The sequence below is a fragment of the Mycobacterium sp. SMC-17 genome, from assembly GCF_045310915.1.
Classification (GTDB): Bacteria; Actinomycetota; Actinomycetes; order Mycobacteriales; family Mycobacteriaceae; genus Mycobacterium.
The window spans coordinates 1-24,359 of the sequence record NZ_JBJIAK010000068.1; the positions used below are offsets into that span (position 1 = coordinate 1).

Genomic DNA, 24,359 nt, shown 5'->3' on the forward strand with positions numbered 1-24,359 from the left:
TCCTCGTCGTACTTCTTCGGCATGATGCGAACAACCTTCCCTCGAAAGAAGGTGTGCATCAAACCCGGGGTGGTTCAACCCTTCCAGCCCCGGGACTATGGCAAGCGGCCAATGTGGCGTTACCAGGGCGTCCAGTTTGTGGGCGAGCTCGAATAGGTCGCCGGCCAATTGCTGCAGCATGTGCAACGTGGGGTGTGTTTGCGCAGGGTCTTGCTGATCGTTTTTCTTCGGGCGGTAGTAGCGGGAAGAGACGAGCCCGTCTGATCCCATGGGGATTAGCCACCAGTAGCCGTGGACGACGTCGTTGCGCCCTTCACGTAGTTCGCGGACGCCAGCTTCTGTGATCAGTTCGAAGACCGCCTTCTGTAGCAGCGTCTCACGGGGTTTTGCTGCCTTCGTGAGTTGGTCTTCAAGGAGTTTCCAGTCAGCAGGCACGTCCTCGCCCGCCAGATCCGAATTCTTGCCGCCTCGTAGCGTCACGAGCACACGCTTCATCGCCATCTCGACATGGCCGCCAGCCACTGTGACCGCTCCGATTGCGTGAAAGAGTGTGACCTGATGTAGCGCATCGGCCTGCCGATTCGGTTTGTCCCTAAGCCGAACTGGACGTACCGACGCGATGTTCATGTCGTCGCCACCGGGCGGCTGGATGAACGTGTAATCCCCAAGCACTCTCGGGCCCGAGTCTGTGTCGACGGTGTGCCGCATGGTGTACGCGATGGCTTTGTTCCTGCTTCCCGGAAGGTCAGCGCTGAAGGCGCCATTCGCGTCACTATCGATGTCGAAGACCTGGTCGTACACGCGCCGACTTTCAGCATCCTGCGGGACATCGGCGTCGGTGAATAGCGGAATCGCGTGGCCATCGACGCGTAGGAACTTTTGTCGAAATCGGAACATGTGTCGAGCATTGCATCGATGGGTGCACGATCTCCTCTCATTTTGGAGCAGGCCAATTGCTTGTGTCAGGCCGTTCGCGCGCATTGATCCTTCGGCGTCCTGCGGGGCGCAGTTGATAGGCCTCCTCGGGTCTGCACCAAAGGCAGTCACCATGCTTGGCGGAAATTGACGACTAAGCTGCCTGTCGGCGACATTTGGCAGCGTCCAGTCGATGAACAGTCGTCGTGGCCTGCGCGGCGTGTTGAGAGGTGACGTGCCCGAGGAACAGATCAGCGTCCAGCGCGCGACTCGCGACGAGCTCGCCGACCTGACAGCCTGGTACGGGTTGGTCGAGTCGGCAACGGTGGCCGAATCGCCGGCTACTTACAACGCGTATCGGATGAAAGCGTTCAGCGACCAGATTCTGGGGGCGGCGCTCGACTTGGCGGCCGTTGAAGACATCATGAGCACCTTCGAACGGGTGGCCGCCCAAGGGCCTCCGGAGACCGGTCTGATTCGCCAGGTCCTGGCGCGCACCCTCGTACTTTCAGCCCGAAAGGGATCGATGACTGTGGGCATGTTGGAGATGGGGCCTGCGACCGGGCCGTATCGGCAACTGCTGACCAAACTACTCGGGAGTCAGGCCCCTGCATCCACGATCCAACAAGTGCACATGGACATGGCCGTTCGCGTCACGAAACTTCATATGGTGGCGGTTCTTCCGGAACATCGTGGCCTCGGTATCGGACGTGCGCTGGTGTCGCATGCCTTGGACGTTGCGCGCCAGTCGGCAAGCAAACAGGTCTATGGCCAGTTCGATTCTGACTCTGCGGAACTCGCCGGCTTCTACACCGATCTCGGTTTCACCATTCGGCCCAAAGGGTCATCACTGCGCCTGGTCGGAGGATACGAAGTTCAGTCTCGGCCAAGCGAAAACCTTGGCTACCAGATGCTGCGCCGGCCTAGGGCGGACCCAGATCATCCCGTGCCGCGCCGCGCTAAATAGCGCGGCGTCGGCGGGTTTGACTCTCGCAACCGCAACGATGTAGCACATGTGCTATTTTTGTTGAATGGAGATCGTAGGCCTGCGCGAACTGCGCCAGAACGCATCGGACCTCGTGCGGCGCGTGGAAGAGGGTGAGGAGATCACGATCACGGTGGCCGGGCGTCCGGGCGCCCGTCTGGTCCCCGCCAACCCGCGTGCATGGCGCCAGTGGGCAGACATCGCCGAGTTGTTTTCCGGGCCCGCAGACGGGACATGGGAGTCTGATCGCGATCGCATTGCCCATGAGGTGCGTGACCCTTGGTCGCCTAAGTGAGGGCCGTGCTTGATACGAGCGTGGTGGTCGCCACCGATGTCGGTCCTCTCGACGGCGAGCTCGCCATCAGCTGCGTGACGCTCGCAGAGCTGCATTTCGGGGTCCTGGTCGCCAAGAATCTCGACGACCGGGCCGAGCGTTTACGTCGACTTCTTTTGTTGCAGCGTAGATTTGACGCGCTACCGCTTGATGAAGCGGTAGCCGCCAGCTACGGCCAAATCGCCGCGGCAGTGGTGAGCGCGGGCCGTCAACCGCGCGCGAGGTCGATGGACTTACTCATCGCAGCCACTGCCCACGCGCACTCAGCGACGCTCTACACCCGCAACATCGATGACTTCGAAGGTCTCGGAGACTTGATCGAGGTTCGTGAGGCGTGATGGTGACATTCGGGGCCGAAGATCGGACGGGAGCCTCGCCGGCGGGTGCTGACGTGGCGGGACCGCTCGGTCTGGGCTGGGCCCGGCGCGCTGGCCAATCAGGTTCGGCGCGGTGACCGCCGCCGCGAGCGCCACTCCCCCACCGTGGTGGGAGGACACAGACGTCTCACTCAGGACCCTCGTGCCCGACATCGACGACGTCGCCGAGCAATCGATTCCGTATGCCCGGATCGGTGGCCGGGCGCCGAAAACCTATGGCATGCGGTACCGCACATGGGGGGATGTCGCCGGCCAAAAGCTATCGGTCCTGTTGGGTCACAGCGGGGCCAGCGTGCGCACGTTGCAGAAGTTGATCGATGCTGCCCGCGATGCCGTGGCCACCAGCCGCATGGCTGAGATCCGCCGTGACCTGCCGCTTGATGCGGCGGTTCTCGAGTTGTTGGCCCGCCTCGATGTACACGATCGCGCGGTGTTGGCTGGCCGGGTCTGGGCTGCCAAACCTGTTGCCCAGGACCGTTTGGAACGTGAAATGGGCGTGTACAGCGGGTGGATTGGAAGGCACCAGTCGCGTGCGCGCCGGCGGTTTTTTGAACTGCTCGCCGAACCGCTCCACGAGCCGGTTGCAAGGGCCGTTGAAGACCTACGCAATCACTGCGGACCGTATGTGCCGGTGGCGGCTGCGGACGCGCGCCTGCGGGCAATGGGCGTTCATCCACGCACGGAAGTGGCGCGCGTCCTGCTCTATGCCGCCGGCCCGTATGTGCTGCGGGGCACCTGGCTGGAGAACAGAGCTCTGGGCGGCCGCCGCGCGGTCTATGCCGCCGTGGATGGACTCTTCGCCAAGAATCCAGCACCGATGCTTCGCCACGTCGTCGACGCGGTGGCGATTCACCACATGCCGGCGCATGTGGTGCCGGCGCTGCTTGATTCGCTGCCGGTGCGCCGATTCGGAACTGCGTACGTCCGCTGGGGTGGGTATCCCGTCGACCAGATCGAGGCGTTCTTGCATGCCAGCGGTCAGGCCTTGACTCCTGAGGAAGTGGCGGCCGGCATTGCCGACGAGGCGATCACAGCGGAGAAGGTCCGCGCCACGTTCATCGATCCCCGTCACAAGAAGCGGTTTCACCGTGCGAGCAGGCTGACGTGGGGACTCGCGGTGTGGGGCGAGCCGACATACCGGGGCATCGCGGAGGGCATTCGGGAACGGATCGCAGCCGCAGGGGGCACCGCGAGCGTGGATGAGTTGTCCGCAGATTTGCTCCGGACGTTTCCTGACATCAGTCCCGTGTCGGTACTGACATACATGCAGTCGTGGGCGTTCGTCATCAAGGACGGCATGATTCGGTGTCGCGTCGACGGCGATCCCCTGCCGAAAGTGCGGCACTGGCGGGGCGCGCGGGGTGTCTTTGGGCTTGGGGATGGCAGGTTCAATCTGCTCAAGCCGGTCACCGCGAACCTTCTTCGCGGGTCCAGCTCCCCCGTGGGCCGTCTTGCCCCCGCCTTGGAGGTCAAGCCCGGTGGCCGGGAAACCTATCTTGGGCCTCACGGCGAGCTCGTGCTGATTTCGTGGCACCTCGATGTCCCAGGGGCACCCCACCTTGGGTCCGTGCGGCTGCTGGCCCGCGGCGTGGGCGCAGTGACCGGCGACAGCATCATCTTGACGTTCACCCCGCAAGATCGACGTGTCGTCGCGACCCGTCTGCCTGCAAGAACACCTGCGTTGGAAACCCTTGAGCGAGTTACAGGCTGCCGCAACCTCACCCGAGAGGTGGTCGCCGCGAGCCTGGAGTGCTCAGCTGCTGAGGTCGTCGGCGTGCTCGCCAAACGCGGCGATGAGGTTCTGGCCAGGACGGTCGCCAGCCTGCACGAGTGACCGGCCCCTCCCCCACCGTCTGCGGCCGGTAGCTAATGCTCGGCGGCGGCCATTGTGTCGTGTGATGTTCGCCGCTGCGGCGTGGGCGCCGGTAGCTCCATGAGAACTGCTTGTGGAACTAGATGCGGCCCGGTTCCCAGTTGCCCAGGAGGATTCCACGTGTGCCGTCGTCCAGGGTGGTGAGCTGGGCGCTGAAGCCGCTGGGCTGAAGCGTCCAGTAGCAGTTGTGTTCGGGAGGCAGGTCGGCGGCGTCGGCGCGGTACTGCAACTGCGCTTGGGTGTAGAGGCCTCGGTCGACCATCTTTCGGCCGGCATGTTCGTTGGCGATGAACTGCACGGTGGCGCAGGCGCTGGGCTGTATCAGTACCAGTGCGTCCCGCTGCGGGTTGGTGTGCCGGGCGCGCACGAGCTGGCCGGTGGTCGCCCACTCGGTCCAGGCTTGCACGACGGTGTCGAGGTCGTGATCGAGGAAGGCCAGCACGAAAGGCAGCCCGTTTCCGATGACGATGGTGTCCATGTATTCCTCTCAGCGGGCTTTCCAGTAGAAGGGAGCGCGGTTGATGACCGGTACCCACGTTGCGACGTCGTTGATCTGGGCCGACACCGTTTTGCCATCGGATTGGGTCAAGGTCGCCGTGGGTCCGCTAATGGTGTCGATGCGGCACCATTGCTCACTGGCCGGGAGCTGGTACCCGTTGTGTGGGTTGGGGATGAACTGGCCGGCCTCCAGGTGGCACCAGTGGCGTTTGGCGTAGCCACGCTTGCCCCCCTGCAAGGTGTCCGGCCAGGGGTCGTCGGCCTCTCTGGGGCGCGGGCTGCCGGCGAGCTCCTCCTGGCCGAAAAGTCCGTCGGGGTCCCAGCCGGGCATCTCAGTCCGTAGGTACGCCTCGAACTCGTCAATCTCGGCGTCTCGCAGACTAACTCCGAGACCCCGGGCCAAAGCGAACCAGAGTTGGCTGAATGCTGGTCTGCTGTAACGCTCGTCCCGCAGGGCGCGAATGAAGTGCGCCGCGTAGCTGGTCACCCATCGGACCGCTTTGGACGGGTCGCAGTTCCACAGCCACGCGAATATCCGGCCGACGTCGTCTCCGACGTGGCCCAGGTAGCCCTCTTGCATCACTTCTTTGGCGAATCGTTCCGCCGTGGGGACGACCAGCCTCGATAGGAGACCGATTTCCACGGAGTCATTGCTGATCAGGAGTGCGTTGGGCGGAACGATGTGGCCGATCACCTCGGTGTCACGCGTGAGGTGGTAACTCTTCCCGGCGGCGACTTCTTCCATGATTGCCGCGGCTTGCTGTCGAAACTGGGTGATTCCGACGAGACGGTTCACATTGACCTGCATACCCACACCATACCCGACGACAGTACGCACATAGGTACGTTCATCGGCACGCAAGTCGGCGGCGCCGGCGGTCAGCGGCCCCGGGCGCGGTTACGCCCACTCCCCCACGTCTCCGTGACCAGCCAGAACGCGCTCAGTGCGTTGTGGTGCGACGAACTGGCACCGTCCGTACTGCCGACGCCCGGGCGCGCCCCTGGCGCGCCAGTGGCCCCCTCAGGGCCAAGGAAGGTCATTTTGCGAGTGCCGGCAGGGGCGTGTCAGACGCCGATCCAGCGGCCGTTGTCCGGTGGGTTACCCGATGCGTTACCCACCGCTTTGCGTGCCGTAATGCTTGGTGACAGACAGTATCTCGAGCAGCACTACTAGCAGCGCTTAAGCCAGGCGTTCACATAGCGCAGATGGCGGTGAGCTGTATCGACCTACCGGCCTACCACCGCACACACACTATGACGGACCCCCCTGCGTCCTAGCGAGCATCGACGCCGGTGAAGCGTCACGCAGAGCGATGCATTCGCGACGGTGCTAGGCACATCATGCGGTCACGAGCCACCCGTCGCACTGACTGCCCTATACGGACTCACGCTGTCATCCACGTCGGATCACACCCGCGCCACCCAACCCGACGCTACACACCGCCACTCGGTGTGATGCAGGTGCGCATGACAGTACAACGGCCAATGTGGTCGCAGGCCAGTCGGCCGATGGTACATACCGCTGCGATGGCCATAGCGCGTCAGATGACACTCCGCATGAGGTTTACCAGGCGACACGTTGTCCGCCGCCAAGTGCACAGCTCGGCCATGAGTCAGACGCGGCATGAGGCGGGCAAGCAGGCTCTGACTCAGGCGGTATGCAGTGCATGATCGCGGGCGTGCGATCAGGCGGCAACTGTGGCGGTGTGCGAGGTATTGCCGCTGGCTGGGTGCGCGGCTGTCGGTCGGGCGGTAAGTCAGGCAGTGTGTCAGGCGGTGGGTCAGGCGGTCGGTCTGGCGTGACGGCAGGTGCTGTGCGGTGCTGTTTCCGCTGCGTATCGCTACACGTCGATGGACATCCGACCGACCATGTCTAGCAAGGTCAGGGGAACCATCTGGTACGACATTGCCGCACGGATGGCTCCGCGCGCTGGGTCGAGCACGGTGGGTCAGATAGGTCTCGGAATCCTTGATTGGACCGTCCGCCGCGTAGTCATATGAGTGCCGATCAACCCGTGCTGCAGTGTGGCGACTGCGACTCGTACGGACACTGGCGGTGGCGCATCGCGCACCGCGCCGATGGGCATTTGTGGTGCAGTCCGCAGTGGCGCAGCGGTCATCACTGTGGGTCACAGTTACATCACTATCGCGGTGTCGGCGTGGCGCGCTGCGGTGTGTTCGATCTTGATCACTAGACTCCTGAAACCATGTCAAGCAATGCTGCAACTCACCCCATGACTGATGGGGTGCAGGGCATGCACCCACCGTCATTCCAACAGGCCAGGGGGCTTTCATGACCGAGAGCGTAACCGCGTGGACCACTCCAGTGCCGACGATCGATTGGGCGCGTCTCGGGCAAGTTTTTGCCGTCGCGAACGGCAAGGGTGGCGTGGGTAAGACCACGACAACGGCGAACCTAGGGGCTTTGGTGGCCTCGGACGGGGCGCGCACCCTCATTGTCGATCTCAATGGCCAGGGCAATATCGCGCACATCCTTGGGTTCGCCAATACCGAGCTCGACGATAAGGGCCGCAACCTGTACGCAGCCATTACTGCTGGCGCCGAGTTGGCGCCAGTGCAAGGTGTGCGGGACAACCTCGATGTGGTGCCGGGTGGACAGTTTGTTCGCCGGATCGGAGCCGCTGTAGCCCCGGAGATGTCGTCGCCGGAGTCGGCAGCGGCCGTCCTGTTGGCCTTGGCTGACAGCCTGCAGCGCATCGCGCACCACTACCAGCTGATCGTCATCGACACTCCTCCGGAGAACCCGTTGTTGTTGGAGCTTGCCCTGTGCGCAGCTCGCTTCATCGTTGTTCCGATGCGGACCGAACTGATGTCGCAGTTCGGATTGCGCGAGCTCGCCGGAGAAATTCGTAAGATGCGGGAGTACAACGAGTATCTGTCGCTGCTCGGTGTATTCGCGTTTGCCTCGGGGACATCGGCCACGAAGGTGCGCCGGGAAATGAGCCAGCAGGTCGCTCAGGACCTCGGCGCGCACAACGAAGTGATGATGGAGTCATTCATCCGGCACTCGGAGTCAGTGGCCAACGACATGACCAAATATGGCCGTGTGGCCCATGAGTTGGAGCAAGAGATCGCGAACAATCCGAAGTTCTTCGAGCTGCGTAGCGGCGCGGCGAAGAACACTGCTGTTGTGAGTAGTACGTCGAAACCGGTCGCTCGGGATTTCGCAAAACTGGCCAAAGAAATCCTGACCAGAGCGAGCGCCAGGCGTTCCGAAATGATTGAACAAGGAGTGTGGCCGTGAGCAATTTGAGACAGCAGAACATCCCCTCGGAGGATCTGTCTGACCTGAGCGCTCCCGCTCCCCGAGGCGCGGGGCTCGGTGGTCTGTTGACGGGAACCCCGGCGCCGGCGCGCCGTGAGGCCCCTCCCCAGGCGGACAACGCCGGTGTTGAGCGGGTCATTGAGCCACCCGCGCCGCCTCGTCCGAAGACACCTGCGCGGCCGGCCCGCCAGACCAGCCCACGGACTCGAAGCAAGCCGACGTCGGCGGTGTACGTGAGCCAGGGTGTCAAACTGCGCTTTGAGGACTACCGGCACAAGACGAAGAAAACCAACCTTCAGGTGGTTCTGGAGGCCATCACGGCCAAGCATGGGCAGCTCGCGGACATCATCAAGGCGTCGGCAGTGAGCACCGCTCCGGTGGTGGGTTCCCTGTTTCCCTCTGACCCGTCGGCAGTGCGCTACTTGGGTGGCGGTGCGGTCCAGATTGGGTTCAGCCCGACGCCGGAACAGGAAGCCGTTCTGGACGCACTGGGGGAGGAGCTGGGGTTCTCGACGCGCAGCACGTGGATCGCGCCGGTTCTGAACGCCTTTCTTCCGGGCCGCAAGGATGGCTGAACTGCGCGTCACGTGACGAAACGGTGCCGCACTGGTTGGATTGGGCGCGGCCGCGGCTGTAGGCACCACCGGTGCCTGATCTGTGCGGCACCGCCAGCATGATCGCGGCGGTGGTGTTGCCGGCCGAGTGTCGCCGTCCGGGGGCGTGAGCCAGCGGAAAATCTCTGCATGGACCGCGCCAGGGCGGCCATAGGCTTGTTGTATGGGTAGTTCACGGCTAGGCGATTCGTCTGCAGCGCCGGCGGAGCGGTCCGATGCCTCGGTGAGTCCTGCTGTGCAGCAGGGGCTTTGGCGTCTGATGGTGACGAGCCGCGACTGCCCAGCACTGGTGGTGTTCGACGGGGGAGTCCGCCGGTGAACGCGCGGGCCTGGTGGCGGGCGGTGCTAGTGGCCTCGGTAACGATCTCGATCAGCGGCAACGTGTATCACGCGCTGCTGACTGCTCCGGACGGTCTGCGGATTCCGGCTGCGATCATGTCTGCATTGCCGCCGCTGGCCGTGTTTGGCGTCACGGAGGGTTTGATGCGCAGTGCGGGCGCCGGAGTTCGCACGGGGGCGTACTGGGCCGGTGTTGCTGGCGGTGTCGGGATTGCGTTGATCGCGTTCGTCTTGTCGTTCTGGGCGCTGCGGTCCCTGGCGATCATGATGGGTGAACCGCCGGGAGTCGCGGCGGGGATCCCGCTGCTTGCGGACCTGCTGGTCGCGGTGAGCAGTGTGATGTTGTTGTCGTTCCGGCCGGTGAATTCGGTTGCTGCCGTGGGTGTTCCGGCCGTCGGTGATGCTTCGGCATCATCGGCGGCCGCTCAGGCTGTGCACGCTGTCACTGCAGCACCCGTCGCCGCCGGGGCCTCTACGCCGCCGGCCGCTGAAACGCCGGTCGTGGGAGAGCCGGCTTCTCAGGCTGTCGAGCGGGAGCCGTCACTCAAACCACCAGCGCCGCCGGCGATGTCGAGTCCTGCGGCCGAGCCTGGGTTGCCCGCGTCAGTCGTTGAGCCTGCGGTGGTGCGGGAGCCGGTTGCGGCTCCCGCACCACCAGTGGCCGAGCGCCGGGCCGAGGTGCCGCGCGGGGTAACCCCAATTACGGCGGCGCGCACCAGCATTGACCGCCATGGCCACTACATGGCGGTGGCCGAAGACTTGGTCAGCAATGGCCTGCGGGTACGCCGCGGCCCCGAGCTTGTCGCCAAGGTGCTGCACGCCCGGGACACCGGCATGAGTCCGACAGCGATAACCGAAGCGCATGAGGTCCATCACTCGGTCGTCACGAAAATCCTTGCGGCGGCAGATCAACGAGCAGGGTAGTGGCGCGCGTGGTCCACGAGCTGGCGGCAGCCTTTTCAACGCGGGTGGTACGCGAGTTGTCGCGTCCTCGGCCAGCCCTGTGGGCCCGGCAGAGAGTTGCCGCCGTGGCCGCCCTCGTCGACGCCGCCATTCCGCTGGGTACCGCGTTCGATTGCGCCTACGGCGAGTTGGCCGCGAACTACCGCTGCGAGTACGTGTTCAAGGCAGCGGTGATCGGCGATTTCCTTCGTGCGGAGCCGGCCGCCAATGCCATCGTTGGTCTACCGGTGTCGATGTCGATCGCTGATGTCGTCGTCGTGGGACAGAGGGCAACCGCATTCGAGATCAAGACCGATCTCGACAGCTTCACTCGGCTCGAACTCCAATTACTCAGCTATTCAAGGTGTTTCGAGCACGTCTGCGTCGTAGTGTCCACCGAGAGGGCTTCTCGGGCGCTCGAGGAGGTTCCCGACCACGTGGGTGTGCTGGCCCTCGAGGGCCGGGCCGTCATTGCGGTTCGGCCCCCTGGTGGCGGCTATTCCCGGTTGGACATGACGACCCTGTTTCGGGTCCTTCGGCAGGGCGAGCGTCTTGCCGTATTGCACCGGCAGATCGGGTATGCCGTCGACGTGCCGAATGCGCTGCTGTATCGGCGAACTGCAGAGTTGTTTGGCGGTCTGCCGATCGAAGCGGCATATCGGGAGTTCGTTGTTGAGCTCCGACGCCGCGACGCGCGACAGCGGGCCGCGATGCGGGCAGCTCGTCTGCCGGCTTCGTTGGCTGCGGCCGCCGCCGGCATGGTGCTGTCCGAGGTCGCCTGGCGTCGCCTGGGCGAGCTTCTGGCCCGCCCCGCCGGAGAATTGCTCATCGCCACTGGCGAGGCTGCGTGACTGCCGTCGCCGGCACCTCAGGTGCGAGGCGGGGCCTTGGCAACCTGGCTGAGCGATGCGATGGTCTGGCTCATCGTCGCGATCGTGTCCAGCAGTGAGTTCCGGTCCGTTTCGAGGCGGTCAACTTGCGCCTGGAGCTCGCGTTCTCGGCGGCGCGAGGCCTCCAGATCCGCGCCCTGAAGCATCAACAGCTGCTCCAGGTCTTGCGATGGTTCGTCCGGCGCCGGCGGCCACCGTCCTACGCTGCGCAGGTAGTCCTCGAAACTGTCCGCAAGCAAGAACCATGCGTCGGCGCCTTTACGGCCCAGGACGTGCCCGCGTTCACTCTCGATGGGGGAGTCCTGCCGGCTGGCCAGCTCAGTAGCCCAGCGTGATGTGCGGCCGGCCAGTTGGCCTGCACGGACGGCAAGGTACGAGCGGCGGCCCGTGGGGCTGATCACCTCACCGTGGTCGCCGCCGGGCCACGGCGCTCCAACCGGGCCGTCCATCCTCGGAACTCTAGTCGATTTCCGGAGAACTTCCGAATATACGTGCGCCAGTTTCCGCGAATGCCGGTCCGGATTCCGGAATACCGGCGCCGGCGACACGCCCGCTGTGGTATTTCCGGAAACAAGGACACCCGCCTAGACTGCACATCAGCAAGAAATAGCGCGTGACCTGGGCCAACTAGTATTTTCGGAAGGTAGAAGTATTCCGGAAATACCGACAGGTGCCAATGGTTCGCGATCCGGTCGCAGACAGGAAACGGGAGCAGGAATGGCCAACAAATCCAGCACCGCGGTACTCGATGACGCCGAGCGCCGTAAGCGGCGTCAAGGCTCCGAGACCAGGGAAATGAATGCCTACCTGCGTGTTCGCTACCACGAAGCCAACCTCGAAACGCTGCATGAGCGTGCCGGCAAGCGCCTTCCGCACCTGATTCGGCAGTACGCGGATCTGCTGACCGATCTGTTGCCGGTCGCCGATGAGATGGGTGTGGATCCGTTCGAGTTGATCCGGCAGACAGCGACGGCGTTGCTCGACGACCAGCAGCACAAGCAAGCGTCCTGATTCTCGTTGGCCGTCTCGCGTCGGCCAGGTGCCACGCAGTCCGCTGTCGGCGGTCTCGGCGAAGCGCAACGTCGCCGATTTAGTCGGCCTGGTCCGGTCGCTGGTGGCCGCGTTGTCGGGCGACCAGCTCGGCCCGTGCGGCGGCGTCCTGGGCGGCCTGCATCGCGCGTTTCGCGGCGGCCCGTGCGGCGGCGTCGGCGGCCACCTGCTGAGCCGCGCGGTGCGCCGATCCGCCCAGCACATCGCGAGCGGCGACGCGTGCTCGTCGGGCCTCGTCCTGGGCCCGGCGGTCGCGGAGGCGCTGCTCAATCCGCGCCTGTTCGGCAGCCTGCTCCTGCGCGAGCGCTAGTACTGCGGGGCGGTCGTCCAGCCCGTTGTGCCGGCGGTGCCACACGATCATCGTGGCAATCAGGGCGATCGGCTTGTAGGGGACCGGGGGCAGCCAGTTTCCGCCGGTGCGTTCCCAGTCAGTCATCAGTTCGTTGATGTCATCGGGTGTCCAGCCGTGCTCGGCCAATGGCGCCAGGATCGCGCTCCAGCCGCGGGGGGTGTGCTTACGCGCCCAGTGGGGAGTTCGCGGGTTACGCAGCCAGCTGGAGGCCAGCAGATAGCCCTTCTGGCGGGACTCGGCGCGGCCTGGGGAGGGTTCTTGCTGTCGTCTGCGGCGCGAAGCGCCTTTGGTGGTTGCCGCCGAAGGCGTGCCGGCTGTGCCGGGGGTAGTTGTTTTATCTCTAAAAGAACTTTTTACAGACAAAAGAGACCCCTTACGGGGGTGGGATGACATCTTGTGGAAAACACGCCGCTGCCAGGAGCTTTCGTGCAGGCACCACACGGACGCCCACCCGCGGTGGCGATCGCCGAGGCGCCAGGAGGCGAACCGCTCAGCGCGGGTGCGCTGGCGTCCTCGAAGGAGTTCGGTGGCCAGGCCCAGAAGACGCAGCGCCTCGCGGCCGCGCTGCACGGTGCGCTCTGATAGCGCGGTGTCCTCGGCCAGTCGGCGGTTGGTGGGTCGGGCATTACGGCCGGTGCGGTAGTCGGCGTAGCGGGCCAGGGCTGCGGCCACCAGGATCAGCGTCTTGCGGGAGATGCCGCCGTCGCACATCAAGGGCCGGATGCGTTGGTAACCAAGGTCGTAGGCGATACCGACCGTTAAGTGGGCCCAGCGTGCCCATTTGCCGTTCCAGCAGGGGACGCCGGCGTAGACGTCGTCAGGCAGCTCCAGGACGACGGCAGCCGTGGGGGAGAGGGGATTCCAGGCCGGCGTGGCGCGTGCGCGCGGACGGGCCCGGCGGCCGGTGGGCTTGGCGCGCAGGACGCCGCGGCAGCGCCGGGTGGGGGAGCTGCCGCGGTAGGTCGGCGGGCGCCGGCCGAGCAAAGCCCGGTGGACGTCGTCGCGGGACGATGCTCGGTGTTGGTCACAGATAGCGTCCTCTGGACCTTCAGGAAGGTAGGGGCTATCGTGAGTTCTGCCAGGGATCATTTGGCAAACCCTTCGATGGGTGTGGTGCGCAAGCACCGAATCCCCGAGCCGCTAACTCGGGGCCCAACTTCATAAGCGACATCCCCCGGCCGCTAACCGGGGGTTTCGCATTTCAGGAGCTGGGTGGCTCACGCACGACGGATGTATGCAGTTGTGTGTCTGACCAGATGCCTAGGCATCACCTCCTGCTAGTCGGGCGCTGCCGGGTGGCTGGTGAGTCGGGCCCGAGAGCTGAAAGTTCTTGTGGTGCACTGTCAGTGACTGGGTCTGGGGCGGCGCGTCGGGGCGGCATTCAACACCGGAGTAGCCGCTGGTGCCTGGCTCCGGAGCGTTCATCTGGGTGTCGGCCGAGTGTGGGGTCGCTAAATCAGAGCCCTCCGGCTGCGGCCGGGGACTGTGCTGTTCGGGCTGGTATGGGTAGTTTTGGTGTCGGGGTGTGAGCATCCTCGGGGTGAGGACTGCGTTCCTCTCGTTACTGGTGGTGCGAGTGTTGCGAATAGTGTTACACCCGGCGCGCGGTGCTACCGCGCATCTTGTGCGGCGTGTCGCGAAGTCGCAGTGGTCTGAGCAAGCCCGGTGCGAGCATGACATCGGCTGAACCACAATCGGTTTCACCGCAAAGCTGGCGCGCGGACCAGTATCGGCGCCCGCGTCATCCATGGTGTCGGGCAGCGTGACTAGACAAAGCTGACCGGCCGGGTGCGCCATGTCGGCGCTCCGGAGTGCACGCCGCATCTCAGTCGTCCGCAGTTGGGGGATGCGCGGCACGTGCCGCGGCGTACTTGCCGGTGGAGGTCAGCGACCACAGTGCGTGCCGGCCGGCGAGGCGTTGCCGGCGCACTTCCCCGGATTGCTGCAATCTGAGCAGCGCCCGATAAACCAACTCGTGTACGAGGGGCACAGCATCGTCACCAAGTCGGTCGTGCACGTCGGCCCGCAGGTCGGCGGTGCTCATCGGATGCCCGTTGGCGGCCAGTGCCCGCAGCAGAGTGCGACGCAGGTCGGAGGTGCTGGTCGGCGTGCCGTCGCGATCATCGCCGCCGGCGGCGGCCGGCCCGGGGGCGGTCACTGTGGCTCCGCCGATGCTGGTGCTGGCGAATCTGGCTGCGAGGCAATGGTGTTTGTCCAACGCACGTCCGGTACCTCATGTAGGCCGAAGTCGTCGTCGACAACGAGCGCGGTACGGATCATCGTCGTGCCGATCGGTAGACCGCGGCCGCTGGCTGACATGAGCATGTGGTGCTGGTCGGCCAGATGGCGGCATTGTGGCCGTCGGTGTGCCACGGGCATGCTTGTCCACCGGCGCTGATCGGGGCGTCGCAGACCAGGGTGTGGTGCCAGGGGCAGCCGCGGCTGTAGCGGGTCACGGCAGCGCGCAAGGATGGGTGCGCCAGGTCCTGCATGGCGACGGCGCCGTGATCACCGTGGAGGCCGCAGTGGCCGGGGTGCAGTCCGCGGTCAGCGAGACTGGCTGCGAGCTCGGCCAATTCGGTCTCGGCCAGGGCACAGCCCGAGCCCTGTGCCTCACGAAGGCTCATCTTCGTGGGCTCGAGTTCAACGACGATCACGGGCGCGCCGTCCAGTCCCATCGGCAGGAATCGGAGGCGCCGCGTTGAGGTCGTGATGCGTACTCCGCAGCGCTCGACGAGGGCCTGCGCGGGCTGCTCGGTGCGGTAGAGCCAGTCCAGACCGGCGGTGAGAGCCGCGTCAAAAATGCTGTGCGACAGTGTGGTTGTCATGGTGGTATCGCGGCCAGGTGCGTCCGCGAAGCACTTTGCAGTGTCGGCGCGCTCGACGGTGCCGGTGGATCGGTGGTGCGTCATGGCGTGCGGTCCTTCCTGTCTGCGATGGGCGGCTTCAACGGCGAATGGTGCTGGTCTCCGCGCGGTGATCGATCGTGGAGCGCCACAGGCGGGTAACTGGCCCGGCTGTGGCGCGAGTGATCAGCCCGAGCACGCCCGCAGTTAGAATCACTGTGGCGATGCCGCCGAGTCCCAGCCGTTCGGTGAGGCTGCGTCCTATCCACCAGCTGAAGCTGTTGACAACCGCCTGCAGGGCCCCGTGCACCGCGTCGGTGACGATGGTGTGGTGGGTGCGGTGGTCTGCGACGAGCACCGCCAATGACTGGTGCACCCCAGCGGCGAATAGGTGGATCATCTGTGTCCTTTCGCGGTTGGTCGGTCGTTAGGCGACGGCGATGCGTGGGCTGGACAGTGGCACCGCTGGGGCGCAGCCCGTGCGGGCGGCGTGCTCGTGTGCGTCGGCGACCGCGAAGCCGTGCAGCAGCCGTCGTCGCGAGGACAGCTGGCGGCAAGTGCACACCGCTTGGTGCCCGTGCGGATACCGGCGCTCGACTGTCACCGTGCCGGTCGTTGCCGCCCAGCGCTGGTGTGCCGCGGCGCGGTCGACATGGGGTGTAATCGCTTGTTTGCGAGTGCCTTTCGTGTCGGTGTCAGTCATGTCCGCCGCCGTGGTGACCCGAGTCTGGGGCGTGCATGCCGCCCGTCGCAGCCGTCGGTTTGGCGTTTGCGGTGGCGCTGCTGGCGTGCTTACCCGAATCGGAGCGCGAAGGTTTGGAGGAGTTCTTGGCCGGAGCGGTGGCCTTGGCTGGCGGGGTGTGGGTGGCCTTGCTGCCGGCCGGGTCGGATGGAGTCGTGGCTTTTTCGGTGTCGCTGCCGGCGTGCTTATCCGTGCCAACACTCGTCGTGGGCGCGCTGCCGGCGCCTGTCGTGCCGGTCGGGGTTGCGCTCGTCTTGGTGCCGCTGGTGGCGTCCTTGGTGACGGGTTTGGTTGTCGGTGCGGTGGCCGGGTCGGCAGTGGCCTTGGCGGTGGATGCCGTGGTGGCAGCGTCGGTATTGGTTGGGGACTTAGTTGCCGCGATGCTCAGCAGCTTGCCGGTGCTGGCCGGTACCGCTGCAGCCGGTGTGACCGCGCCTGTGGCGTGAATGAGGCCGTCGAGCAGGGACGCGGCCGTGTTCAGGCCCGCGGTGACCACGCCAGCACCCAGGGTGATACTCGCGTTCAGGGCTTTGCTGATGGTGTAGATGGTGCCGATCAGGGCCGGTGGTAGACCAGCGGCTTCGCCGAGTCCGGCGGCCAGGCCTGCGGCCCCGGTGACAAGTGCGCTGACGATGTGCGCGCTGGTGTCGACTGCGTCGGCGGTGAATCGGATGGGTACGGCCGCTGTCCCGGCGACCAACGTGGTTACCGGCTTGGTGACCGTGGCGAGCGCAGCTTGCGTCAGTGTGGTGAGCACGGCGACGTAGTGGCCGGCATCCAGTGGCCCCGAGGCGATTTCGCCGATGATCGCTTGGACGGCGCCGTGACCGGTGCTCCCTCCGAGCCAAATGTTGTTGAGGTCCTGCGCGGCGCCGGCAAGCGTGTTGACCACGGTAGTTCCGGCGTGGGCGAGCGCGGTCGCGCCGCCGCTCACGCCGGCCAGCAACGCTCTCACGGGCGCGGACACGACAGCCTGGACGGCGGTGAGCACACCGGCGACGAGGTGGCTTCCACTGGCGTCGCCGACACCGGATACCAAGTCGTTGAAGGCATTTACGACACTGCTGATTTGCGCGGTGGCGGTGGTCACGAAGCTCGCGGCGACACTGATCGAGTTGTCGCCGAGGTTGGCCGCGGCGGTGATCGCTGCACTGAGCACCTGGCCACCGATGGTGAACGGGGCATCGACGATGGCGGCCAGCCCTGCCAACGACAACGGGTTGGCGACGGCGCCCGACAGGGCAAGCACCGCAGTCGAGGCCGCGCCGGCCAGGGTGGAGGTCAGTAGGGTCGAAACTTGTTGCGTGCTCAAGACAATGGCATTGTTACCGGTGGTGATGGTGCTGGCCAGCGCGGTCAGCCCGCCGGTCGTGAGTGTGTTCAGGCCCTTGAGTGCGGCCGCGAGCAGCGGGTTGTTTCCGGCGGCGGCGGACAGTGCCGACCAGAACGTGCCGCTGAGCGAAGACGCCGCCGACAGCGCTGTGGCCAATGTCTGACCGGGTACACCCACGATGTTGGCGACCGTCGAGTCCAGCGCGGCGAGCTCGGCGGTGACTGCCTTCCGCAGCGCATTGACCTCGGTGGGGTTCACCAGCGCGCTCAGGTGGATGGTGGGTGCGGTGATGGTGGGCAGGTGTAGTGCCGGGGCGTGCTGCGCGATGGCGGGGGTGAAGGCGAGCGTCACCGCGGTGGCGGCGGCCAGAGCGAGGGTGGTGTTCGGCTGCGCGACCGCGGGGGCCGCCGCGCGGTGCCGGCGGCGGTGCCGGGGTTCATCGCTGGGGGTGGGGGTGAGGAATTCGGTGACCGGGACTGCGGTGCGGCCTCGGCCGGTGTGACGTCCAGTCTGGCTGGAAGTGCGCATGATGGCGCCTTTCGGTGAAGTGTGTGTGGGCATGGCGAAGCGGGTGGAACGTGTGGGGCGTCGAACACCGTTGCGGCGCACGGCAAGTGCGCGCTGGGTGGTCGTCAAGCTCGTCAGGAAGTCCTAGGCTTAACGCTAAACCTGAAGCGGGACAGGTCCTGACACTAATTTTCGCGACCTGGCCGCGGCCGCGATCTGGCTGAGACATCCTTCCGGGTCGAGGTGAGTGGGCCACGGTCCGGCCAGGGTCGGTGTTGACTCGGCCCACCGTGAAACCTGTTGTTGCAGCTGGGTGAGGCCGATCAGTGCGCGGTCGCCGGCGGCGTACCAGCCGCAGGTGCACCAGTGCAGCTGTCGGTGCGTCGGACAGCCCTGTTCGTAGCGGGCGACTGCGGCGCGCAGCGTGGGGTGCGCGGGCCGGCGCAGGGCCAATAATCCTCTGGTTCCGGGGAATTCGATCCAGGTGTGCTGCACCGGCACGTCGAGTTCGTCCAGCAGCTCAGCGAGCGCTGTCAATTGGCCGGCCGGGAGAGGCTCGGCGTGGGCGGCCGGGGCGGAGTTCTCGACGGCGATGGTCGCAAAACCCATGCGGCCGTGCGGGATGAAGCGCAGGGTGCGTCCGCCGGCGGACACCGCGGCTTGACCGTCGAAGCGCACGATGGCGGTGTCGGGCTGTTCGGTGTCGTACAGCCAGCGCAGTCCCACCAGCAGGACCGGTAGGTGCGCAGTCCGGTCGGTGTCGGGTCCGCTGGTCGGCGTCGGCGTTGAGGTGGTCATCGGCGGGTCTTTCCTGATGTGGTGGCGTGGTGCAGGACACGGGTGAGCGCGTCGTTGACCACCCGGGCTGCGCGGGTGGGCAGCATGTGGCCGGCGCCGGGCAGGGTGATGTGCTCGGCGCCGGGGATGGTGGTGGCCAGCTGGTGGGCGTGAGCGGCGGGGGTGAGTAGGTCGGCGTCACCGGAAACGATCACGGTGGGGGCGGTGATCGTGGCCAGGACGTCGGTGGCGTCGTAGCGGGCCAGTCCGCGCAGGAATCCGGCCGCGGTGCTCAGTGGTGTGCGCGCGAACGCGGAGGCCGTCAGGGCGTTGAGGGTGGCGCGTTCGTCGCGTCCGCAGTGGGCGTAGAGGCCGGCGGCCGTGCAAATGGGCCCGGCCACGGTGCGCAGCAGGATTTCGGGGGCGTGGGCAACCAGGTGGTCGTGGGCGGCAAGGTAGGTCAGGGCGTTCGACAGGGGCGAGGCGAGCACGCGGCCCAGGCCGTGCTCGCAGAGCCGGCCGGCGGCAGTGGCCACCAGGACCAGGCCCGCCGGGTCGACGGGTCGGGACCAGCGCGACAGTTTGAGAAATTCCAGGATGGTCATGGCGCCCATGCTGTGGCCGGCGAGAACGAGTGGGCCTTCCACGTGCAGTTCTGCGGTCACGGTGGCGAGGTCTTGGGCGAGCTGGTGCACGGTGTAGGTGTGCACGGGCGCGGTGTCGGATTCCCCGTGGCCGCGGTGGTCGTAGGTCATGATGCGAACGCCGTCGCCGAAGTGTTCGATGAGGTACTCGACTTGGTATGCCCATTCGTTTTGAGACAGGCAAAAGCCGTGTGACAGAAGAATGTTCGCTGTGACGTTCGCGGGGCAGTGTTCGCGTACCGCAAGCCGGACGCCGTCGGCGGTGGTGATGGTGTAGCTGGCGGTCAGCATGTCGTCGGCGGCGGTGCCGGCCCCGGCGGCGGCGAGCATGGCGGTCATGACAGCTGCTCCTGCGGGATTGACTGATACGCGGTCGCTGGGTGGCGATCGCGGGGTTGGGGTGTACGCGTGGCCTGCCGAATGCACGTGCGGTAGTTGGGTTGTCTTGCGTGGCTGGTGAACACGGCAGACTCCTTACGGGACGCGTTGTGCTGGTGTGGACGGATCAGGTGACGAGCTGCTGAGTTCTCCGCAGCCGCCGGGCCCGAATTTCTGCCACGGCACGAAACGCTCACCGCTGCACCAGAATCCCCATGGCCGCAGCCGTGGACCGGTGAGAACGAGGGTCGTGCAAGGCAGTTCGATCGGCTCTCGCTCGGATGTGGTGCGCAGCAGCTGCACGGTGTGCCGCCAGGTGGCGGGGCGAAAAGCGATGGAGCCGCGCGCGCGGCGTCGGCAGGTGCCGTGTTGGTCGACCTCGATGTAGGCGCCGGCTAGCACAGCCGTGACAAACGGCCACGGGTGGTCGTGCGGGGTCGGGTCGTCTGATCCGATGAACCGGTGGAAATAGAGGTTGCAGAAGCGATTTGGCTTGATGAGGTACCAGCGCAGCAGGTACGGGCGGTCGGCATGGCCGATGACCTGGTGGGGTTCTCCGCTGAGCAGTTGCGCGAGCCATGATCGGCCGGTGGCTGGGATCGATACCGTTTCGGTCATCGGTCACTCCGCAGCGGCGGCAGTGGACGGCACCCGGCCATCTGCGGGACAGGCAAGAGTGGAAAGGCCCTGCCGAGGACGAGGTCGTGGTCGCCGCGCCGATGGGTATGCGTCAGGTGGTGCGCACCAGGGGACGGGGTTGCGGGTGTACGCATGAGAACACCTGGCGCATCTGCCGGTCAGGGGATTTCGGGCTGGCTGGCGTAGCCGCCGTGGGCGGCCAGAGACTGCAACTGGCGCAGGGCAAAGGCACGTTCGCGGCCCCCGTCCGGTACGAACACCCCGGCGACCACGCCGGAGATGCCGGGGGTGGTCAACGCCTCGCTGGCGCAGCGCCAGCGACGCGGGCATCCGCGGCACAGTGTTTTGAGTTCGGCCACGTCGCGCTGGTGCTCGGGCAGGTTGTCGTCGCCGCTTTCCCACCGGTCCGGGTCGGACATGCACGGTGTGACGACGAATTGCTGTACAGCTGGCTTTTCCAGTACCACGGTCACTTTCGCCCCTCCCACGAAGCGTCTGTTTCGATAGCAGTAACGATAGCACCAAACAGTAGCGGCGCAATCGCCATTTCGATAGCGCATGCGACTGAAGCCGTCAGTAACGAGGCCTGGCGAGCAATAGCGGGCGATTTCGCGGCGGATCGCCCAGGGCTTGTGACCTGCCAGTTCGGTGACGTCGCGCATCTGCACCCAGACTCGCGGGAAGTTGCTCGAACAGCGAAGAACGTTGCCGATACACTGCACTTATGCCCGACGACGCGCCTTCCGCCGGCCTCGCCCGCGCAGGGGCGGCATTTGCTGCGCGACGTGCGGAACTGCGTCTGTCCCAACGGGAATTGGCCCGCAAGGGAGTTATTGGCCAAGCGAACCTGATCGGATTTGAGAAAGGGCGATCATGGCCGCGGGAGGAGACACGCGCCAAGTTGGAGGCCGCCGTCGGGTGGCCCCCAGGCACACTGGCCAAGCTCAATGCCGGCAGCGCGCCTCCCGATAGCGCCGCTATCGAACGCAATGGAAGCGCTACCGAAACCACGACGATGATCAGTGGGGCCGTACAGATCGCAGGCGACCCGGTCGGCATGCTGGGCGGCGTTGTCCGCCTAGCCACTGATCAACTGCTGGAGCGGATCGACGGCTTGCCTGCCGATTCGGCGCCGCAGTTCGGCGCCGAATGCACGAAGATCCTCGCCGATGTCAGGGCTCTCGAGGCACTTACGCTACGCGCCGTACGAAGCACTAGCGGGTCTGCGGACATGATCAAGATGCTGCGGGAAATCCGCGCGGTGTATGCCGCGTTGATGCGCAGGGCCGCGGCCAGCTCAGATCCCACGCTCGGACAACGCCTGTACAAGGCCCGGATGGACGCATCCTTGAGCGTCGACGAGGCCGCCGAGCTCGGGGGAGTGGCCGCGGCGGTGATCAGCGCCGCCGAGAGCGAGGCCGATCTCAGCGCCGAGGACCGCCGGCGGGTCGAACATCTCGTCACTCAGTTGCAAAGCAGCACGGGGGCGTAGCAGCCAACTACTGGCGATCAGGCCCTCAACATCTTAAGATCGCACACATGTTCGAGGGTGTGTTCGACGATTGGCCGGTGGAGATGCAGCCTCCGACCCGGGTGCTCGTCGACCCACCCCGCCCCGTTCTGGTCGACCTGACGCGGGCCATCGTCAACCGTGACGACCGGTTTCGCCGCGACGAGGTGGCCATCAGTGTGCGGATGGAAGGTATCGATTTGTCCTGCGTGGTCCGCGGGGAGCTGCACGGCTGGGCCCGGTCCACCGGCGGCGGTTGGCTCGCTGCGGTGGTCATGTCGGTGCCTACAGGAAATCGCAAGGGCCACATGACTATCGGACAATGGTGCCCTGCGGTCGCGGTATCGCCGCTCCCCACCGGCAGCGCGGAGTCACCCCCGGCTTGAAGGGGCGTTATCGAGCCGGAATGCGCAAGCCGCGGCGTTATGGTTCGCGTTCGTCCGGTTTTGCCGCCAGGCGCGATTGCAATGCGGCCTGGCGGGCGGCCTCGGAGAGTTCGGCGATTACCTCGAGGCAGAGTCGCAGAACGTCGCCGTTGGTGTGAGCGTGGAAGTAGAGCGAATCCCATAGCTGGGACGCGTTGCGTAGGGACGTGTCGATGGCGGAATGGTTCGGGCCCTCAAACCAGGGTGCGTCGGTCGATGTCACGTCAGCGCTGCCTGCGCCAGCTCGGGGTGATGCACAGTCAGAACAGCTCCAGTTGCACTGGTTTACGTGTGGGCTTGCTCGCCGGCTTTGCGGCGGGCTTCGGTGTGGGTGCGGCTGGTGGTTTTGCTGTGCGCTTTTGTTGGCGAGATTCTTTGTGGGCCACCGCGTCGATGGCAGCAAGTGCGATCGTTGTGGTGCTGGTACGCGGGTCCTCACTGGCCTCGATGGCGGCCCGAAAGGGCGCAGGGACCAGGCCCCAATGCAGCTCGCACATGAATGAATCTGCGGGGGCCTCACAGTTTTTGGCGCGGCAGGTGTGCTCGGTCATGTTCATCCAGCGCGTGTGTTAGGCCACGCTGCCGCGTGGGTGGGCGGCCGGCGGCCTGCTGCGCAGCTCGATGGCGCGGCGAAACAGGTCCGGCACGGCGGCCGGCGGGTGGTCGACCAGCGTGGTCTGCGGGGGCAGTGCCGCCCGCAGCGCGCCGATGACAAGCCGATAGGGGGCATGCTGGCCGGTACGTTCCCATCCCGCGGCCGCGCATTGGTAGACGTCGATCTGGGTGGGCCGCGTGCTGGCCCGCGCTGCGGCGTGGCCGGCGCGCAGCGCGGCGATGACGTGTTCGACGGTGTGCGCGGTTACCGGTTCGTAGGCGTTTTGCAGCGGGGCCTCGGCCATCGCGTAGGCGGCGGCCAGTAGGTGGCGAAGGTCCGCAGCGGTCTTGCCGCTGGTGGTTTGGACGGGTACGACGACAGCTCCAGTATCGGTGATGTCCACGGACCAGCCGCGGCGGCTCAGTCGGCGCGCCGGCCCATGCTTGGGGTGGTGAACGTGCTCAATGGCGACGTCGGGTTCGGATCGCATCAAGGCCTCCTTTTGGCGGTGTCCCTGGCTCGGTCGGTGTTAGTGCGTGGATACGGCTGCGGGCAGCGCTTGCTGGTAGTCACGGTCGAATGTGGCTGCGGTCGCCGACAGGATGTCGGGGGCTGCTATGTCGTCGAGCTGCAGCGACAGTTCTCGATTGTCCAGAAGGCTTGTCTTACTGAGGTTGTGACTGCCGATGATGAGTTGTCGATCGGTCCGCAGCGTCTTGAGGTGCATATAGAGCGCGTTGGGATCGGCAGGCAGCAGATGTACCGAGCAGCCTGCGGCGGTGACTTCGTCGATGGCCCGGTCCCAGGAGGGGTTCTCGGTCATCACGATGCGGCAGGGCACGCCTCTGCGCGCCGCGCGCGTGATCGACGTGAGCACGACCCGATCGGACAGTTCTTCGGACGTGATGTCGAGCGTGTGGGTGGCTTGGTCGATGGCTTGGGTGTAGGCATTGCGGGCCTGCGGCGACCACAGCAGGTGGGAAGCGGAGGTGGCCTGCGGCGGGGTCTGTGTGGTGTTCGTGAAATCGGCGTCGAATGTCGTTGCAATCGCGGCCACTTCGTCGTGTACCCGGTCGATGACCCAGCTGTCCCGCCCCGTGGGGTAGTAGCGGGACACGAGGTTGCCTGTGCCGATGCCGGCGACCTGGTCGTCAATCACAAACGATTTCTCGTGATAGATCACCTCACTGGGTGCCCATTTGACGTCGACGCCGCCGGCCTTGAGGGCGGCGTAAGCGTTCTGGTTGGCTGACTCGCCGTGAAAAGCAGTGTCTAACAGCACTTGTACCCGAACACCGCGGCCGGCGGCAGTGGTGAGTGTCTTGGTCACGGCCTTGTCGGATAGTTGGTAGATGGAGAGCCGGATCGAGTGGGTAGCCGAACCGAGTAGGACATAGAGGGGCTGGTACCCCGCGTCGGGTTCGGTGATGAGCTGAACCGTCCCGGGTTTCATGCACCCTCAGGTTTCTGTGATCCGGCCGGTCTACCGGTCACGAGTTGGGAATAGT

General features: G+C 65.6%; 29 protein-coding genes. 11 read left to right on the forward strand and 18 right to left on the reverse strand.

The features are described from left to right. A partial coding sequence (locus ACJH7A_RS27585) for a hypothetical protein (RefSeq protein WP_406803040.1) occupies positions 1-897 on the reverse strand: 897 nt, incomplete at its 3' end. Between the two features lie 211 nt (positions 898-1,108). Between ACJH7A_RS27585 and ACJH7A_RS27590 the strand changes: the two genes are divergently transcribed. The 4 genes from ACJH7A_RS27590 to ACJH7A_RS27605 all read left to right on the forward strand — a co-directional run bounded on the left by ACJH7A_RS27590 (position 1,109) and on the right by ACJH7A_RS27605 (position 4,445). Then, positions 1,109-1,882, forward strand: coding sequence for a GNAT family N-acetyltransferase (locus ACJH7A_RS27590; RefSeq protein ID WP_406803041.1), 774 nt, complete (start codon positions 1,109-1,111; stop codon positions 1,880-1,882). Positions 1,883-1,946: 64 nt separating this feature from the next. Next, the gene (locus tag ACJH7A_RS27595) at positions 1,947-2,195 is read left to right on the forward strand and encodes a type II toxin-antitoxin system Phd/YefM family antitoxin (RefSeq protein ID WP_406803042.1); all 249 of its coding nucleotides are present in this window, start codon (positions 1,947-1,949) and stop codon (positions 2,193-2,195) included. Positions 2,196-2,200: 5 nt separating this feature from the next. Beyond that, positions 2,201-2,572, forward strand: a complete 372-nt coding sequence (locus ACJH7A_RS27600; RefSeq protein ID WP_406803043.1) for a PIN domain-containing protein — start codon at positions 2,201-2,203, stop codon at positions 2,570-2,572. Between the two features lie 181 nt (positions 2,573-2,753). Beyond that, positions 2,754-4,445, forward strand: a complete 1,692-nt coding sequence (locus tag ACJH7A_RS27605) for a hypothetical protein (RefSeq protein WP_406803044.1) — start codon at positions 2,754-2,756, stop codon at positions 4,443-4,445. A gap of 118 nt (positions 4,446-4,563) precedes the next feature. Here the strand turns inward: ACJH7A_RS27605 and ACJH7A_RS27610 are convergent, their stop codons facing one another. Both ACJH7A_RS27610 and ACJH7A_RS27615 read right to left on the reverse strand, forming a co-directional pair. Then, positions 4,564-4,962 (reverse strand): hypothetical protein, encoded by a 399-nt coding sequence (locus ACJH7A_RS27610; protein WP_406803046.1) that lies wholly within the window; start codon positions 4,960-4,962, stop codon positions 4,564-4,566. Positions 4,963-4,971: 9 nt separating this feature from the next. After that, entirely contained in the window at positions 4,972-5,790 is an 819-nt protein-coding gene (locus tag ACJH7A_RS27615; protein ID WP_406803047.1) for a hypothetical protein, read from the reverse strand. A gap of 1,485 nt (positions 5,791-7,275) precedes the next feature. On the opposite strand from ACJH7A_RS27615, the gene ACJH7A_RS27620 reads away from it, so the two are divergent. From ACJH7A_RS27620 to ACJH7A_RS27635, 4 genes are all read left to right on the forward strand, one after another. Continuing rightward, entirely contained in the window at positions 7,276-8,247 is a 972-nt protein-coding gene (locus ACJH7A_RS27620; RefSeq protein WP_406803048.1) for a ParA family protein, read from the forward strand. Further along, on the forward strand, positions 8,244-8,843 hold the full coding sequence (locus ACJH7A_RS27625) for a hypothetical protein (RefSeq protein WP_406803049.1): 600 nt from the start codon (positions 8,244-8,246) through the stop codon (positions 8,841-8,843). Before ACJH7A_RS27620 ends, ACJH7A_RS27625 begins: the two co-directional genes overlap by 4 nt. Positions 8,844-9,197: 354 nt before the next feature. Next, positions 9,198-10,145, forward strand: coding sequence for a DUF2637 domain-containing protein (locus ACJH7A_RS27630; protein ID WP_406803050.1), 948 nt, complete (start codon positions 9,198-9,200; stop codon positions 10,143-10,145). 104 nt (positions 10,146-10,249) lie between these two features. After that, positions 10,250-11,014, forward strand: coding sequence for a sce7726 family protein (locus tag ACJH7A_RS27635; RefSeq protein WP_406803051.1), 765 nt, complete (start codon positions 10,250-10,252; stop codon positions 11,012-11,014). Positions 11,015-11,031: 17 nt separating this feature from the next. On the opposite strand, the gene ACJH7A_RS27640 is transcribed toward ACJH7A_RS27635, so the two are convergent. After that, a complete protein-coding gene (locus tag ACJH7A_RS27640) occupies positions 11,032-11,502 on the reverse strand; it encodes a hypothetical protein (RefSeq protein ID WP_406803052.1) in 471 nt (156 codons plus the stop codon). A gap of 268 nt (positions 11,503-11,770) precedes the next feature. Between ACJH7A_RS27640 and ACJH7A_RS27645 the strand changes: the two genes are divergently transcribed. Continuing rightward, positions 11,771-12,064: a hypothetical protein gene (locus ACJH7A_RS27645; protein ID WP_406803054.1), complete on the forward strand. Its 294-nt coding sequence runs from the start codon at positions 11,771-11,773 to the stop codon at positions 12,062-12,064. 79 nt (positions 12,065-12,143) lie between these two features. Here the strand turns inward: ACJH7A_RS27645 and ACJH7A_RS27650 are convergent, their stop codons facing one another. From ACJH7A_RS27650 to ACJH7A_RS27695, 10 genes are all read right to left on the reverse strand, one after another. After that, positions 12,144-13,439 carry a helix-turn-helix domain-containing protein gene (locus ACJH7A_RS27650; protein ID WP_406803055.1) on the reverse strand — a complete coding sequence of 432 codons (1,296 nt, stop codon included), beginning with the start codon at positions 13,437-13,439 and terminating at the stop codon, positions 12,144-12,146. An 841-nt stretch (positions 13,440-14,280) separates the two neighbouring features. Next, a complete protein-coding gene (locus tag ACJH7A_RS27655; RefSeq protein ID WP_406803056.1) occupies positions 14,281-14,613 on the reverse strand; it encodes a hypothetical protein in 333 nt (110 codons plus the stop codon). 118 nt (positions 14,614-14,731) lie between these two features. Then, the gene (locus tag ACJH7A_RS27660) at positions 14,732-15,367 is read right to left on the reverse strand and encodes a hypothetical protein (RefSeq protein ID WP_406803057.1); all 636 of its coding nucleotides are present in this window, start codon (positions 15,365-15,367) and stop codon (positions 14,732-14,734) included. A 34-nt stretch (positions 15,368-15,401) separates the two neighbouring features. Continuing rightward, the gene (locus tag ACJH7A_RS27665) at positions 15,402-15,701 is read right to left on the reverse strand and encodes a hypothetical protein (RefSeq protein WP_406803058.1); all 300 of its coding nucleotides are present in this window, start codon (positions 15,699-15,701) and stop codon (positions 15,402-15,404) included. Between the two features lie 27 nt (positions 15,702-15,728). Next, positions 15,729-16,004, reverse strand: a complete 276-nt coding sequence (locus ACJH7A_RS27670) for a hypothetical protein (protein ID WP_406803059.1) — start codon at positions 16,002-16,004, stop codon at positions 15,729-15,731. Further along, complete coding sequence (locus tag ACJH7A_RS27675) at positions 15,997-17,904, reverse strand: hypothetical protein (RefSeq protein WP_406803060.1); 1,908 nt, start codon at positions 17,902-17,904, stop codon at positions 15,997-15,999. Before ACJH7A_RS27675 ends, ACJH7A_RS27670 begins: the two co-directional genes overlap by 8 nt. Before the next feature lie 135 nt (positions 17,905-18,039). Continuing rightward, the gene (locus tag ACJH7A_RS27680) at positions 18,040-18,681 is read right to left on the reverse strand and encodes a hypothetical protein (RefSeq protein WP_406803061.1); all 642 of its coding nucleotides are present in this window, start codon (positions 18,679-18,681) and stop codon (positions 18,040-18,042) included. After that, positions 18,678-19,643 (reverse strand): alpha/beta fold hydrolase, encoded by a 966-nt coding sequence (locus ACJH7A_RS27685; protein WP_406803062.1) that lies wholly within the window; start codon positions 19,641-19,643, stop codon positions 18,678-18,680. Before ACJH7A_RS27685 ends, ACJH7A_RS27680 begins: the two co-directional genes overlap by 4 nt. A 135-nt stretch (positions 19,644-19,778) precedes the next feature. Further along, positions 19,779-20,300, reverse strand: coding sequence for a hypothetical protein (locus ACJH7A_RS27690; protein ID WP_406803063.1), 522 nt, complete (start codon positions 20,298-20,300; stop codon positions 19,779-19,781). A gap of 179 nt (positions 20,301-20,479) precedes the next feature. Beyond that, positions 20,480-20,983, reverse strand: a complete 504-nt coding sequence (locus ACJH7A_RS27695; RefSeq protein ID WP_406803064.1) for a WhiB family transcriptional regulator — start codon at positions 20,981-20,983, stop codon at positions 20,480-20,482. Between the two features lie 62 nt (positions 20,984-21,045). Here ACJH7A_RS27695 and ACJH7A_RS27700 point away from each other — a divergent pair, with 62 nt between their 5' ends. Together ACJH7A_RS27700 and ACJH7A_RS27705 are read left to right on the forward strand one after the other, a co-directional pair. Continuing rightward, positions 21,046-21,813, forward strand: a complete 768-nt coding sequence (locus ACJH7A_RS27700; protein ID WP_406803065.1) for an XRE family transcriptional regulator — start codon at positions 21,046-21,048, stop codon at positions 21,811-21,813. A 47-nt stretch (positions 21,814-21,860) separates the two neighbouring features. Beyond that, a complete protein-coding gene (locus ACJH7A_RS27705; RefSeq protein WP_406803066.1) occupies positions 21,861-22,217 on the forward strand; it encodes a hypothetical protein in 357 nt (118 codons plus the stop codon). Positions 22,218-22,254: 37 nt separating this feature from the next. Here the strand turns inward: ACJH7A_RS27705 and ACJH7A_RS27710 are convergent, their stop codons facing one another. The 4 genes from ACJH7A_RS27710 to ACJH7A_RS27725 are packed head-to-tail and all read right to left on the reverse strand — an operon-like array spanning position 22,255 to position 24,304. Continuing rightward, positions 22,255-22,479 carry a hypothetical protein gene (locus tag ACJH7A_RS27710; protein WP_406803067.1) on the reverse strand — a complete coding sequence of 75 codons (225 nt, stop codon included), beginning with the start codon at positions 22,477-22,479 and terminating at the stop codon, positions 22,255-22,257. 37 nt (positions 22,480-22,516) lie between these two features. Continuing rightward, positions 22,517-22,807, reverse strand: coding sequence for a hypothetical protein (locus ACJH7A_RS27715; RefSeq protein WP_406803068.1), 291 nt, complete (start codon positions 22,805-22,807; stop codon positions 22,517-22,519). A gap of 18 nt (positions 22,808-22,825) precedes the next feature. After that, the gene (locus tag ACJH7A_RS27720) at positions 22,826-23,341 is read right to left on the reverse strand and encodes a hypothetical protein (protein WP_406803069.1); all 516 of its coding nucleotides are present in this window, start codon (positions 23,339-23,341) and stop codon (positions 22,826-22,828) included. Positions 23,342-23,380: 39 nt separating this feature from the next. Next, a complete protein-coding gene (locus tag ACJH7A_RS27725; protein ID WP_406803070.1) occupies positions 23,381-24,304 on the reverse strand; it encodes a phospholipase D-like domain-containing protein in 924 nt (307 codons plus the stop codon). Between the last annotated feature and the right edge of the window lie 55 nt (positions 24,305-24,359).